The organism is Nostoc sp. 'Lobaria pulmonaria (5183) cyanobiont' (assembly GCF_002949795.1).
In the GTDB taxonomy this organism is placed as follows: Bacteria; Cyanobacteriota; Cyanobacteriia; order Cyanobacteriales; family Nostocaceae; genus Nostoc.
Genome location: NZ_CP026692.1, coordinates 2,523,161 through 2,536,867, shown reverse-complemented (window position 1 = coordinate 2,536,867; position 13,707 = coordinate 2,523,161). Strand labels below are relative to the sequence as shown.

General features: G+C 41.3%; 12 protein-coding genes. 6 read left to right on the top strand and 6 right to left on the bottom strand.

Annotated features, from left to right (window positions below; genetic code table 11):
• Positions 1 to 188 precede the first annotated feature (188 nt).
• The 6 genes from NLP_RS10970 (at position 189) to NLP_RS10945 (ending at position 7,325) form a co-directional block, all read left to right on the top strand.
• Positions 189 to 1,373: a DNA cytosine methyltransferase gene (locus NLP_RS10970; RefSeq protein ID WP_104906433.1), complete on the top strand. Its 1,185-nt coding sequence runs from the start codon at positions 189 to 191 to the stop codon at positions 1,371 to 1,373.
• Between the two features lie 164 nt (positions 1,374 to 1,537).
• Positions 1,538 to 2,218 (top strand): deoxyribose-phosphate aldolase, encoded by a 681-nt coding sequence (deoC, locus tag NLP_RS10965; RefSeq protein ID WP_104906432.1) that lies wholly within the window; start codon positions 1,538 to 1,540, stop codon positions 2,216 to 2,218.
• A gap of 90 nt (positions 2,219 to 2,308) precedes the next feature.
• The gene (gene recO / locus NLP_RS10960) at positions 2,309 to 3,259 is read left to right on the top strand and encodes a DNA repair protein RecO (protein ID WP_104906431.1); all 951 of its coding nucleotides are present in this window, start codon (positions 2,309 to 2,311) and stop codon (positions 3,257 to 3,259) included.
• On the top strand, positions 3,246 to 4,898 hold the full coding sequence (locus NLP_RS10955) for an MFS transporter (RefSeq protein ID WP_104906430.1): 1,653 nt from the start codon (positions 3,246 to 3,248) through the stop codon (positions 4,896 to 4,898). Before recO ends, NLP_RS10955 begins: the two co-directional genes overlap by 14 nt.
• 357 nt (positions 4,899 to 5,255) lie before the next feature.
• Complete coding sequence (locus tag NLP_RS10950) at positions 5,256 to 6,404, top strand: glycosyltransferase family 4 protein (protein ID WP_104906429.1); 1,149 nt, start codon at positions 5,256 to 5,258, stop codon at positions 6,402 to 6,404.
• 477 nt (positions 6,405 to 6,881) lie between these two features.
• A complete protein-coding gene (locus NLP_RS10945) occupies positions 6,882 to 7,325 on the top strand; it encodes a DUF29 domain-containing protein (protein ID WP_104906428.1) in 444 nt (147 codons plus the stop codon).
• Between the two features lie 61 nt (positions 7,326 to 7,386).
• On the opposite strand, the gene NLP_RS10940 is transcribed toward NLP_RS10945, so the two are convergent.
• From NLP_RS10940 to NLP_RS10915, 6 genes are all read right to left on the bottom strand, one after another.
• Entirely contained in the window at positions 7,387 to 8,199 is an 813-nt protein-coding gene (locus tag NLP_RS10940; RefSeq protein WP_104906427.1) for a peptidase, read from the bottom strand.
• A gap of 10 nt (positions 8,200 to 8,209) precedes the next feature.
• Positions 8,210 to 8,443: a preprotein translocase subunit SecG gene (gene secG / locus NLP_RS10935; protein ID WP_104906426.1), complete on the bottom strand. Its 234-nt coding sequence runs from the start codon at positions 8,441 to 8,443 to the stop codon at positions 8,210 to 8,212.
• Between the two features lie 98 nt (positions 8,444 to 8,541).
• On the bottom strand, positions 8,542 to 10,140 hold the full coding sequence (gpmI, locus tag NLP_RS10930) for a 2,3-bisphosphoglycerate-independent phosphoglycerate mutase (protein WP_104906425.1): 1,599 nt from the start codon (positions 10,138 to 10,140) through the stop codon (positions 8,542 to 8,544).
• A 221-nt stretch (positions 10,141 to 10,361) separates the two neighbouring features.
• Positions 10,362 to 12,056: an ABC-F family ATP-binding cassette domain-containing protein gene (locus NLP_RS10925; protein ID WP_104906424.1), complete on the bottom strand. Its 1,695-nt coding sequence runs from the start codon at positions 12,054 to 12,056 to the stop codon at positions 10,362 to 10,364.
• Between the two features lie 155 nt (positions 12,057 to 12,211).
• A complete protein-coding gene (locus NLP_RS10920; RefSeq protein ID WP_104906423.1) occupies positions 12,212 to 13,006 on the bottom strand; it encodes an Rpn family recombination-promoting nuclease/putative transposase in 795 nt (264 codons plus the stop codon).
• A gap of 52 nt (positions 13,007 to 13,058) precedes the next feature.
• Positions 13,059 to 13,583 carry a hypothetical protein gene (locus NLP_RS10915; RefSeq protein WP_325034736.1) on the bottom strand — a complete coding sequence of 175 codons (525 nt, stop codon included), beginning with the start codon at positions 13,581 to 13,583 and terminating at the stop codon, positions 13,059 to 13,061.
• Positions 13,584 to 13,707: the final 124 nt, after the last annotated feature.

The window sequence follows — 13,707 nt, the reverse complement described above, 5'->3', positions numbered from 1 at the left end:
TTTAAGCAGTTTTTCAATTGTTATTTTTTGATTTGTACTTACGTAGAAGCCCTAAGTATATTATATTTTACTAACCCTTACAACCAAATTGGGATAGTTAGTATTAACTCTCTCTAGAAGTGACGCACATAACCCATTTTCCTAAAATCTGAATACTAATAATACTTTTTGCTCGTACTAGTAATTCAATGAGCGATCACCCTTGTATTTTCTCTTTTTTTGCTGGCTCAGGTTTCCTCGATTTAGGTTTTGAAACTAGCGGTTTTAATATTGTTTATGTTAATGAAATCTTCGCCCCATTCATCGCCGCCTATCGCCATTCACGAGAAGTTCTGAAAATGCGATCGCCTGAATATGGATATCATCACGGTGAAGCAGCAGATGTAACAAAACTTATTGTCGGAAAGGAAGTACAACACCTGAAAAAATTAGTCAAAGACTGCCGCAAATCTCATAATATAATTGGTTTCATCGGTGGGCCTCCTTGTCCTGATTTTTCTATTGGTGGGAAAAATAGAGGAGGTTTGGGAGAGAATGGTAAGCTTTCCGCTTCATACATTGAATTAATTTGCCAAAACATTCCCGACTTCTTTTTATTCGAGAACGTTAAGGGTTTATGGAAGACAACAAAACACCGTTTATTTTTTGAATCCCTCAAGCAACAATTACACGAAGCAGGCTATATATTAACAGAACGACTAATTAATGCTATCGAATATGGCGTACCCCAGGATAGAGAAAGAATTATTTTAATTGGTTTCAAAAATAATTTGATTCAGGATATAGGAATAAAAGTCGGTACTGAAAAGTTACTAACTGAGAGGTGTTTTCCTTGGGATAATTATATTTTATATCCTCACGAAAAAGTTTTTGCCTACCCCTGGCGTAAGTGTGAACCATTCCAAGAAAATTCTCTAATACCTTGTCCTGATGGCATACCTGAAGAACTAACAGTTGAATACTGGTTTAGAAAAAATAACGTTCTGAAACATCCTAATGCTGAAAACTGTTTTCAACCAAGGGCAGGTATCACAAGATTTGCTGCTATTGATGAAGGAGATGATTCTAAAAAGTCTTTCAAGCGTCTGCATAGATGGCGTTACTCTCCGACAGCTTGCTATGGAAATAATGAAGTACATTTACATCCTTACAAAGTCCGGCGAATTTCTGTAGCAGAAGCTTTAGCTATCCAATCTTTGCCTGCAAATTTTGTACTTCCAGAAAATATGTCACTTACTAATATGTTTAAAACTATTGGTAACGGTGTCCCATATTTGGCATCCCAGGCATTAGCTCAAACTATTATTAACTTCTTAGGAAATAGTGTAAAAAACACCGTTGATCTTCCTAGTATTACTACTACTAAGGGTTAACTTCAATACTTGCTGTAATTCCGGGATATCTCTAAAGCTGATATTCAAGACAAGTCAGCAGTTAGTTTTCAGGATAAACTCGTAATAAATGTGGTTTAATATATATATAAGAAATGTTTCAATTTTTTATATAGTTTAATAATCAATCACTGGCACAAGACACGATGGCAGCAGACTATCCAGACATTGATATTGCGCCATTTATCGATCACTCCCTGTTAATGCCAACGGCTACTCCAGAGCAGGTTGAGCAATGGTGTGAAGAAGCATATAGATTCAACTTTGCGGCGGTTTGTCTGTTCCCCGCTAATGTTAAGCAAGCAGTCGAACTCCTCCACGGTAAAGACCCCAAAGTCTGTACGGTGATAGGATTTCCTTCTGGTGCAACAACTTCAGCCGTGAAACTGTATGAAGCTCAAGAAGCGGCGGATAGTGGGGCCACTGAGTTGGATGTGGTTATGAACTTGGGCTGGTTGAAAGCTGGCAAAACTGAAGAAGTCCACCGGGAGATTGCCGAAATTTGCGAAGAGACTGGGCAAACGGTCAAGGTAATTTTGGAAACTAACCTGTTGACAGATACAGAGAAAAAAATAGCTGCTGAAATAGCTATGGAGGCGGGAGCAGCATTCTTAAAAACTAGTACAGGTTGGAATGGTGGTGCCACAGTGGCAGATGTGCGACTTTTGCAGGAATTGGCAAAAGAAAGGGTAGGAATTAAGGCTTCAGGTGGTATACACACTATCAATCAAGCCCTAGACTTAATCGTAGCGGGTGCTACTAGATTAGGCACATCTCGCGGTATGGATTTGATCCGTCAGCGCGATAACTTGGGAAAGGGTGAATAGTCATTTGTCCTTTGTCATTTGTCATTTGTCCTAAGCTAATGACCCTTGACCAATGATTAATAACTACTAATGACTAGTGACTAATGACTAATGAGTAGAACCTACAAAGCAACTGGTATTAATCTTAAAACCCAGGCGCTAGGAGAATCGGATAAAATAGTGACGATTTTGACACGAGAATTCGGTCTAATTCGAGCCGTGGCTCCAGGATCACGTAAGCACAACTCCAGCCTGGGCGGTAGGAGTGGAATGTTCGTTGTGAATGAACTATTGATTGCCAAAGGGCGATCGCTTGATAAAATTACTCAAGCACAGACGTTAAAAACTTATCCTGGTTTAGCTAAAGATTTGGGAAAACTGGCTGCCAGTCAATATTTAGCAGAAATAGTTCTGTGTGAAGCTTTGAGCGAACAACCCCAAGAAGAACTTTATGATTTGTTCAATGAACATCTCCATCGCTTAGAGGCGGTGTCTAGTGCAAATCCATCTGGTGTTTTGGCTCATCTGGCTCATGGTGTATTTCACCTTTTAGCCTTAGCAGGACTGACGCCACAAGTGCAAATCTGCTGCCTATCTCAATGTTCCCTTAAGCCAAACTTCACAGACCCCAATTGGCAGGTAGGATTTAGCATCCCTGCGGGTGGAACGGTTTCCTTAGAAGCTAGGGAACGTTTACGAAAAGAGGGGGAGAGGGAGATGAGGGCAGAGAGGCAAAGGAGCAGGGGAGCAGGGGAGCAGGGGGAGATTAATAACCAATACCCCATGCCCAATGTCCCATCCTCCATGCCCAATACCCAAACAATTGTTGTGCATCGGCAAGAAATACCTGTGATTTCTAGTCGTTTGGGTGCTATGGAACTAGCTTTGCTTCAACATCTGTCACAACCAGAGATAATGCAAATTGATGGTGCTAGAGATTATGACTGGTTATCTGTTGAGCAGATTTTGCGCCAGTATGCTCAGTATCAATTAGGTCGCCCTATCCGCTCTGCTACCTTGATCGACTCTTATTTTGCTGCCAACCATGATGCAACCGTCTGATTTAGATAAGAAAATCCTGCCTTTGTCACCAAACCTCGCCAAAAAACAGAATAGGGTATCAGATCCTACAGTCAGAAATCACTTGAGTGCCCTTTCCAAGTCTACACCTAGTCAAATAAATGGCCAAGAAATGTCCCCAAAAGACGTTTCTCAAAACGATCAAAGTTGGACAGAGGAGATCCCAAAAACCGATCTTCCAAGCCAATCAGAAACACAATCAGAGGAAAAATTAACCACTGCTGAGGTAGATAGTAACGGCGCTAGCAATGGGCATAATTTGCCAGTAACCACTATCCCAGAAAAAGAATTACCGAAATTAGATGGATCTGGTTCAGGTGGAGAAGCTATTGCAGGGAATGTAAAACAGCTAGGATTTTTACCTGTATTAAAAAATCCTAATTTCTTGGCTCTTTGGGGCGGTCAAGTTTTTTCTCAACTAGCAGATAAAGTTTATTTAGTCTTGATGATTGCCTTGATTAATACTCAGTTTCAAGGAAGTAATCAGAGTATTAGTGGTTGGGTATCAGTCTTGATGATGGCTTTTACTATTCCAGCCGTATTGTTTGGTTCCGTTGCTGGTGTATTTGTCGATCGCTGGTCGAAAAAGGCTGTGCTGGTGGCAACAAATATTTGGCGTGGCATCCTGGTTTTGTCAATTCCCTTCCTACTGTGGTTGACTCATGACTGGAAACCCATAGGAGTGCTGCCAGTGGGTTTTTTAATCATTCTGGGTGTGACTTTTTTAGTTTCCACGCTGACACAGTTTTTTGCACCGGCGGAACAGGCGGCAATTCCCTTAATCGTAGAAGAACAGGATTTACTCTCGGCAAATTCACTTTATACGACAACGATGATGGCATCGGTGATTGTTGGGTTTGCTGTTGGAGAACCATTGTTAGCGATCGCTGATGGACTTTGGCTGCAAATTGGTGGTAGTGGTAGTTTGGGCAAAGAACTTTTAGTTGGTGGCAGTTATGCGATCGCTGGACTAATTTTGTTCCTCCTGGCAACTAAGGAAAAACACCACCACCCCGATACAGAATTCCCTCACGTATTCTCTGACTTGCGAGACGGTTTTGCCTATCTAAAAGCAAATCAGCGCGTCCGCAATGCTTTGCTTCAACTGATTATCTTGTTTTCTGTCTTTGCAGCATTAACTGTTTTAGCCGTTCGGATGGCGGAAATAATTCCTAACATGAAAGCCTCTCAGTTTGGCTTTTTACTAGCAGCTGGCGGTGTTGGCATCGCTGGTGGAGCAGCAATTCTCGGTCAATTTGGTCAACGCTTCTCCTATACTCAGCTAAGTCTGTGTGGTTGTATGGGTATGGCAGCATCCCTGATTGGTCTGTCAGTATTTACAACTCAACTGTGGCTCGTATTGTTACTGGTGATGCTCTTAGGTATCTTTGGGGCACTAGTGGGAATTCCCATGCAAACTGCAATCCAAACAGAAACACCTCCAGAAATGCGTGGTAAAGTTTTTGGCTTGCAGAACAATGTAATTAATATTGCCCTCTCCTTACCTTTAGCATTAGCTGGTGTCGCAGAAACCTTTCTGGGATTACAGGTAGTTTTTCTGGGATTAGCTGTGATCGTCTTTTCAGGAGGTATATTAACTTGGTATAACTCACACAAGTAGTTATCAGCTAACAGGAGTTATTATTCATTACTTTGATGTAATTAATAATTTCCTTAAAGCTTTTGTGTTCATGGTAAACTGTTGCCAGTGAAAATTTATCACATACTTGCCGGATATAAATCTGACAATTAGTCAGAATAAGTTGTTTAAATATTAGAAATTAACAACTTATAACTAAAATAAATAAAGCCATAAATCCACTAGTTTAATCAGCTGACAATAAGCTTTTAAACTAGTAGAAAGTTGTGGAAATTTTTAATAAATAAAAAAACCAGCAAGTATAACTAGATAAAATAAAAATCACAAAGGACACACAAGTAATAGATTCAACCCGCTTTTCTTACAGCTAAATAAAGAATGCGTATAGCCTGGATTGGAAAAAAATCACCATTTTGCGGCAATGTCACCTACAGTCGAGAAATTACAAATGCCTTACTAGATAGGGGACATCAAGTTAGCTTTCTTCACTTCGCCCAGGAAGAGTCTGAACCTGATAATTGGCCAAATCTTCGAGAGGTTTCCTTACCTTTCATTTACAAGTCCCAGGTTTATACAATTCCCACTTTTAAAGCCACCAAAGTTTTAACCGATTCACTGCGGGAAATCAAACCAGACGTAGTCCATGCTTCCTTGACATTATCTCCTCTAGACTTTTTTCTACCGGAAATCTGTGAGGAATTGAGGTTGCCCCTAGTTGCCACTTTTCACACACCATTTGCTGGCAAGGGGGCAAAGCTGGTATCAGGAACACAACTTTTGGCTTATCAGCTCTACGCACCTTTTTTAGTTAACTACGATCGCGTGATTGTATTTTCTCAAATTCAGCGAGAATTATTGGCAGGGATGGGCGTAAGGGAAGAAAATATTGCCGTAATTCCCAATGGTGTTGATACCACCAAGTATTCTCCAGGACTTTCTAAAATAAAAGCAGAATTTAAAGCCGAACGCTTATTTGTTTATCAGGGTCGTATAGCGCCAGAGAAAAATGTCGAAGCTCTCCTCCGCGCTTGGAAGCAGTCGGCAATGGCGCCTGGTAGTAAGTTGCTAATTGTTGGCGACGGGCCTTTGAAGTCTTCCTTAGAGCCGTTTTTTGGTTCAGAATACGGCATTATCTGGTTGGGATTTGTCGCTGATGAAGACCGACGCATCGAAATTTTGCGGGGCGCAGATGTATTTGTTTTGCCTTCATTGGTAGAGGGTTTGTCCTTATCTCTGTTAGAAGGAATGTCGTGTGGGTTGGCTTGTTTAGCAACAGATGTGGGTGCAGATGGAGAAGTATTGGAAAAGGGCGCAGGTGTAGTTATTAGTACCAAAACAGCGCGATCGCAATTAAGAACTCTCTTGCCAGTGTTGCAAGACCATCCAGAGTTAACAACCTTACTAGGGCAAAAAGCTAGACAGCGTGTATTAGACCGCTATACCCTTAGTAAAAATATTAGTCTGCTGGAAGAACTTTATAAAGGAGTTTTAGCACAGCGACCTCTACCACTAAGTCGTAGAGCGTAAGCAAAGGGAATAAAGTGCGATCGCACTGGAAATTATCAGATGGCAATGAGTGCGATCGGGTAACAATGTTAGGCAGCATTAGCTAGTATTTTAGTTATGCAATGATTTGTGACTTATGAATACAGATGCCTGATTAAGAATTCGCTTACCAGTTTTACAATGTACAGTTGATTCCGGGGGAACAGCGGGAGACTTGGATTACTGACAGACGGTAGGGTAGAACTTTTAGTTGGTTGTTCTTCTGCGAGTCGCTGGATATCTTCTTACTTAACTTATGGTGCTGTCTATCTTTTTTCTGGGCAATTATCGGCAAAAATTAATAAATTACAGGACTTACGCAAAGTACCCCTCAAACTCTCATTAGTCCGTATTCTCTGTGCCTGGAGCGGTTTGATTCTTTCGTCACTTGTGCGTAAGTCCGGAATTAGTTAACATGAAATAATAAATAACAGTAAATTAAAGCTACAAAATCAACAAATGACTGCAATCATCGACATAAAAACATTATATGAATCCAATTACCTGCAATGGTTAGAAGAGACTATTAAATGTCTCAAAAATCGACAATTAGCAGACGTTGACTATGAAAACTTAATAGAAGAATTGGAAGATTTGGCTAAAAATGAAAAAAGGCGAGTAAGAAGTTTATTGGAACAGATTATTAGACATTTATTACTTTATCAATATTGGGATTTAGAAAAGCAAAGAAATGCTAATCATTGGACTGCGGAAATTATTAGTTTTCGGAACCAAGTAAATGAAGATTTAAGTGCCAATTTACGCAATTATTTAGAGGAAAATTTGAGCATAGTTTATAGTAATGGCTTAGATTATGTTAAAGCTAAAACAAATTTAACCAATTTACCTGAATTATGTCCTTATACCTTAGAGCAAATTTTGGATAAAAATTGGTTGCCTTAATCTTAAATTTTGATTTTTTACACAAAACATATTCATATTTTAACTCAGCAACACCATAAAATTAAGTCGCTGAATTATCCACTAAAGACCATCCTAGACTGGTTGGCTGTTCATAAACCCGCTTTAAAGTATTCACATCTCTAACAGAAATAGGCGACGGTTGACGAACTTGAGAAAAGTATAAAGCATCAGTTTGTAGCGGACTATGACCCCAAATTCCTAGCGCATGACCGAATTCGTGGCGGGCTGCTGCAATGAGATAGTCACCTGTTTGACTAGGACTTAGCAAGATGGTGAAGCGGTGGGATAAAACTTTGTTGCTGGTGTATAACTCGTAAGTAGTTTGTGCCGATCGCGCACGGGGTATATTACTACCAGGGGAAATTTGTAGAGGTGGCGCTTTTCGCACAATCGTAATATTAGCACTTTCTGGCTGTTCGACTACTGTTAAAGGTAAATAAGTACTCCATTCATGTACACCCTCCAAGACACAATTAACCCATGCTTGAGCTTGTTTTTCACCGATGGCTTTTGGTGGTTCTACGTAAACGCTAATGGGAAATTGTGACCAAACTAAGTAACCTACTTGGGTTGTGGTGACTTGAGAAAAGTAGTCACCACTGTTAGTCTTATCTTGCCACTGTGCAAGTGTGGGCGGTAGGGGATGGGATTTTAGGGGAGATGATGGAGGGAGAGAGATTATTAAGTCTGAATATACAGATTTTGGTATTATTGTAAACCCATCACTCGACTGGAGATTAGTAAAAACGATTAACAGCCCTGTGCCAATAAATAAGGCAAGAGCTGTAATTAACCGTCGTGAAATTAAATTTATTAGGGTGTTAAATATCGGGTGTTGGGTTCTTTTGCCCATTTACCTATCCTTATTTAGGCAGCCAACCAGCACTTAAAACTACTGTCAAACCGAGAAAAATTACTGTCAATGCCCAAGTAATTCGGTTTAAGGTATTTTCTGCGCTTTTGGTACTGCTAAATAGCTGCGCTTGTCCGCCAATGGCCCCAATGCCATCACCTTTGGGGCTATGCAACAAAACTAAGATAATCAAACCAGTGGCTGAAAAAGCCCAAATGCCTTGCACGATATTATTAATTGTCATGGTAGGAATCTCATTTATAACAAGTTTTAAAAAACAAAATTCAGAATTCAGAAGTTAGGAGTTTTTAGTAAACTCCTAACTTAGTACTCAGCAATTATTTACAGCCCTACTTGCACGGGAGTGCGAGGACGTTGCAGCTCGTATTCTGCTGTTTTCAGCAGCGATCGCCCGGTCATTTCTGGTGGCTGAGGTAGCTGTAAAATCTCTAGAATTGTGGGGGCGATGTCGGATAGCTTACCATCGCTTCGCAGTTCGACATTTGTACCATATCCAGGGATTTTGACTTTCTCTCCTTCCACCAAGATAAAGGGGACTGGATTAGTTGTATGAGCCGTCCAGGGATTACCCCCATTATCTAGCATATACTCGGCGTTGCCGTGGTCGGCAGTAATAATTGTTGTACCGCCGGCTTTGATAACGCTCTCTAATAGCCGTCCCAAACAGCGATCGACTGTTTCAACTGCTGTAATCGTAGCGTCGATTTGACCAGTATGCCCTACCATGTCTGGGTTGGCATAGTTAATTACAACTAGAGAATACGTACCCTTTTGAATCGCAGCGATCGCTACATCTGTAACTGCTGCTGCTGACATGGCTGGGGCATGATCGTAAGTCGCTACCATCGGACTGCTTACCAGTACCCGATCTTCTCCAGCAAAAGGTTCCTCCAATCCCCCATTAAAGAAATAGGTGACGTGGGCGTATTTTTCTGTTTCAGCAGTACGGAACTGATTTAAACTATGATTGGCTATAACTTCTCCCAGAATGTTACTGAGATTCTGAGGCTCAAAGGCTACAGCCACGGGTAACTCTGAATCATACTGCGTAAAGGTGACAAAGGACAACGGTGTGATTTGCTGTCTTTCAAAACCTTTAAACGTAGGACTGACCAAAGCCTGAGTCAGTTGTCTGGAGCGATCGGGGCGGAAGTTGAAAAATATCACCCCATCCCCTGGTTGTATTGCGCCGGGAGCAATTCGGATTGGGTTGACAAATTCATCTTTTATCCCTTGGTCGTAAGATGCTTGCAAGACTTCCACAGCCTTGAGACCATTACCAACACTATCTTGCATCATCATGTCGTAGGCGCGTTTGACCCGATCCCAGCGGTGATCGCGATCCATCGCGTAGTAGCGACCGCTGAGGGTGACTATGCGCCCAATTCCTATGCGGTCTATATAATCTTGCAGCAGTGTGATCGCTCTTACACCGTCAGTTGGGGCGGTGTCACGACCATCGGTGATAGCGTGGATACAAACTTCTGGAATTCGCTGGTTTTTGGCTAAGTCAAGTAGTCCGAATAGATGGGTGATATGCGAATGTACCCCTCCCTCAGAACAAAGCCCGACTAGATGCAGCTTGCTATTCCGAGAACGAACTTCCTGGCAAATTTTGACAAGTGCTGGGTTTAAGGCAATAGAACCGTCTTCGACTGCATCGGAGATGCGTACAAGTTCTTGCGGTACCACTCGCCCAGCACCAATGTTCAAATGACCAACTTCCGAGTTGCCCATTTGACCTTCTGGCAACCCTACAGCTTTTCCTGAAGTGTGGATGAGGGTGTGCGGGTAAGCTGCCCATAAAGTGTCCACGATTGGAGTTTTAGCAGCAACAATAGCGTTTCCTCGCCTTTCCTCGCAGTAGCCCCATCCGTCTAAAATGACTAGCACCACAGGAGCAACAGGTGCTTTGGTCATAGTAAAATTGCCCTTTACTTTTTGTAATACCCGAATGATACCACTGCTAATCCACGCCGCAAGTGAATTTTTGCTTATGAACTTATTTTATGAACGACTTGCAGTTTTTTGAAATGTTTTTTAAATTTTAGTAATTTTCCTGTGATGTTTTTAAACCAGAATAAGGAGTTGTTACTTAGTAGTAGGATTTTCGCGCTACTACTAAGCCCTTTTCTAGTTTCTCATTTCCTTTTTGTAGAAGCTTTAGCAGCTTTAGCAGCTTTTTTAGCTGCTTTTTCGGCTTCTATTGCAGCTAACTTTGCTTGTTCTTTTTCTTCGGCAATTTTCTGGAGATAGTAATGATAATCTCCCAAGTAAACCCGGAATTCACCATCACGAATTTCGACGATTTTATTTGCTACTTGAGAAATAAAGTAGCGGTCATGAGAGACTACAATTGCCGTGCCATCATAGTTTTGGAGCGCCTCTTCCAGCATTTCTTTAGCTGGAATATCTAGGTGGTTTGTCGGCTCATCTAAAATTAGTAAGTTTGCGGGACGTAAGAGCATTTTTGCCAACGCTAGACGAGCTTTTTCTCCTCCACTTAATGCCCCAACTGCCTTAAATACTGTGTCACCAGTGAATAAGAAGCGTCCTAAAAGCGTGCGGACTTCTTGATTATCCCAGTCGGGAACTTCATCATGGATAGTTTCCATGACAGTTTTCTTTAAGTCCAAGGCTTCAGCTTGATTTTGCTCAAAGTAACCGGGAATAACGTTATGATCCCCTAATTGAACGCTACCTTCAGTGGGTGGTTCCATACCCATAATTACGCGCAGAAGGGTAGATTTGCCAGCACCGTTAGGACCAAGAAATGCAATGCGATCGCCTCTTTCAATTAGGAGATTGGCTGCCAAAAACAAGATTTTATCACCATAAAGATGAGTTAAATCTTTAATGTCCACTACCTCGCGTCCACTGCGGGGTGCAGGCGGAAAACGGAAATGTAGAGTTCTTATCCCAGCAATAGGTGCTTCAATGCGTTCGATTTTGTCGAGTTGCTTTTCCCGGCTTTTTGCCTGAGTACTGCGGGTAGCACTGGCGCGAAATCTATCAACAAAGGTTTGCTGTTTTTCTAATTCTTTCTGTTGGCGTTCGTAGGCGCTAAGTTGTGCTGATTGACTTTCAGCTTTTTGTGATAAATATGCCGAGTAGTTACCAAGGTAGGTACTGGAAACGCCGCGTTCAGTTTCCACAATTTGGGTGCAGAGGCGGTCAAGGAACTCCCGGTCATGGGAAACTATTACCATCGGCGTAACTAGCCCTCTGAGGTAATTTTCCAACCACTCAATGGTTTCTAAATCTAGGTGGTTAGTCGGTTCATCCAGCAGCAACAAGTCGGGTTTTTGCAGCAGAATTTTACCTAAACTCATCCGCATTTGCCAACCACCACTGAAGGCACTGACGAGGCGATCGCCATCTTCTAGCCCAAACCCCATCTCTGGTAAAATTTTCCCGATGCGTGCATCTAAGTTGTAGCCATCCAAGGCTTCAAATTTGCGCTGCAAGCGATCCAACTTGTCGATCAGTCGATCCAGTTCCTCTGTGGTAGCCGTTTCCATCTCTTGTGGTATGTGCGCCAGAGATAGCTGTACTTCGTTGGCTTCTTTGAAGACAGTCCAAAATTCTTCTCTAACGGTGCGGGTGGGGTCTACTTCAAACTCTTGGTTGAGGTAGGCTATATGTAAGCTATTGGGACGGATAATTTCGCCGCCGGTGGGTTCAATTTCCCCAGAGATGATTTTGAGTTGGGTAGATTTTCCAGCACCATTGACACCGACTAAGCCAATGCGATCGCCTGGTTTAACTTCCCAGTTGATATCTTTGAGAACTTCGCCTGTGGGATAAATTTTACTTATATGTTCTAGTCGCAGCATTAAGTTTCTCTCAGGTAGGGAGTGGGTGGTTGAGGACGAAGTACTAACACCGCCTCTAATATTAACAAAAATTAACTATAAATTCGTCGTGAGAAAGTTTGGAAGCCGCAAACCAAATTTGGCTTGAGCCACGGATAAAATTTACCACATCTATCTCAAGGCTGGCTTTGTGTTACTTGTCTAACTTCTTCGACACTCAAATCTAACGCCTCTGCTACTTGTTCTACAGTCAACCCTGCTGCCAACATTGCTGGTACTGCTTTTAGTTTTCCTTTAAGCTCACCTTGTTCAATACCTTCCTGAAAGGCTTCCTGATAAAATCTGGTTTGCTTTAACTCGCTTAAGCCAAACATTTTCTCCATCTCCTCCCTACTCATTGCAGGAAACTTGTAAGCCAAAATAGTCTCTATAAATTGTAATAATTGCTGCTGTTTTAGTGGTGAGTTTATTTCTGACTTGGTTCTGTCTATCAACTCCCTTGCTTGGACAATTGCGATATCATCGCTTGCAATTACTAATTTAGCAGTTGCAATGCCCATTGGAAGCGATGCACCTTCACCTAATTCATCCAAATAAATGCGCCTGACGCGCCCACTTGTGAAAAACTCACGGTAATGTTTGATATTGCCTGTATCTACATTCCTATTTGGGTATAAAACTACAGCACCCCAGTCATTTGATGGTTGATTCTGACGGAGGTATAAACATATTTCTGCAATTAGCCGTGAATAAATTTCCCCATCAGTTTGAAATTGCACTTCAACAAAGTAAATCGGGTTCTCGCTTGCTTGTGTTGGTAGAAACACACCATCGATTCTGAAGGCTGTTTGTTTGATTTCAACTGATGAAAATTGATAAAGGCTAGCTGATTCTGGAGGATTACCAATAAGCTCAAAGAATATATCAGGGAATTCTTGAAACAGCCGATAAAAGATGATGTCTGTTTTCACAAATTTATATCATTTGAATATTTTGATTTGCTACTTATATGTTGCTTAATTCTTAAAAACCATCTCGTACTTTCAGCAATTGCTCTTTTGCCATCCCTAATATACGTGATAGGGGAGCTAACAAACTATCATCAAATGCTTCTCCAGCATAAATATTATTCAGTTCAGTAGGGGATAATTTAAAGGTGTCGCAGAATTTAGCAAACTCCTGATTACTCAAGTCAAGCTCTTTTTGCCTATCATGAAGTAAAACTGCGATCGCTCTTGTTCCATGCTTCGGACGTTCACTAGTTTTTACATATTTTTCCATTAAATAATTGACTTTTCTGGTATCGCCACCGATTTTTTTAATTAAATCAGTACAAGCCATTTTTAGTGCTTTTTTTAAAACTTCTTCTTCATTTAGAAACTTAATAATTTCGCTAGCATATTCTGGTCTAAAAAATCCCACCAAATTACCTTGATGATAAACTGGTATGTAAGGATTGTTTGTTTCAACTTGCCAATCTAAAGGTTCGTTACGTAGCGACATAGATGCACCCCTAAATATTTTAAGATTGCACCATTTTAAAACCATTTATTCCTTAACTGCCAGTAAAATACCCTAGCACTGGCGATTAGAAATCGCAGCTATACAGACAAAACCCACAGAGGTTGGTTTCAACTTGCTGGAGTCCACGCAGACGGACTTAGTTTGTGTA

Excerpts from the sequence above, each read along its gene's own strand:
- NLP_RS10955 (WP_104906430.1), top strand. The coding sequence starts at position 3,246 with ATGCAACCGTCTGATTTAGATAAGAAAATCCTGCCTTTGTCACCAAAC.
- NLP_RS10945 (WP_104906428.1), top strand. The coding sequence starts at position 6,882 with ATGACTGCAATCATCGACATAAAAACATTATATGAATCCAATTACCTG.
- secG (WP_104906426.1), bottom strand. The coding sequence starts at position 8,443 with ATGACAATTAATAATATCGTGCAAGGCATTTGGGCTTTTTCAGCCACT.
- NLP_RS10915 (WP_325034736.1), bottom strand. The coding sequence starts at position 13,583 with ATGGTTTTAAAATGGTGCAATCTTAAAATATTTAGGGGTGCATCTATG.
- NLP_RS10925 (WP_104906424.1), bottom strand. The coding sequence starts at position 12,056 with ATGCTGCGACTAGAACATATAAGTAAAATTTATCCCACAGGCGAAGTT.
- gpmI (WP_104906425.1), bottom strand. The coding sequence starts at position 10,140 with ATGACCAAAGCACCTGTTGCTCCTGTGGTGCTAGTCATTTTAGACGGA.
- recO (WP_104906431.1), top strand. The coding sequence starts at position 2,309 with ATGAGTAGAACCTACAAAGCAACTGGTATTAATCTTAAAACCCAGGCG.
- deoC (WP_104906432.1), top strand. The coding sequence starts at position 1,538 with ATGGCAGCAGACTATCCAGACATTGATATTGCGCCATTTATCGATCAC.
- NLP_RS10970 (WP_104906433.1), top strand. The coding sequence starts at position 189 with ATGAGCGATCACCCTTGTATTTTCTCTTTTTTTGCTGGCTCAGGTTTC.
- NLP_RS10950 (WP_104906429.1), top strand. The coding sequence starts at position 5,256 with ATGCGTATAGCCTGGATTGGAAAAAAATCACCATTTTGCGGCAATGTC.
- NLP_RS10940 (WP_104906427.1), bottom strand. The coding sequence starts at position 8,199 with ATGGGCAAAAGAACCCAACACCCGATATTTAACACCCTAATAAATTTA.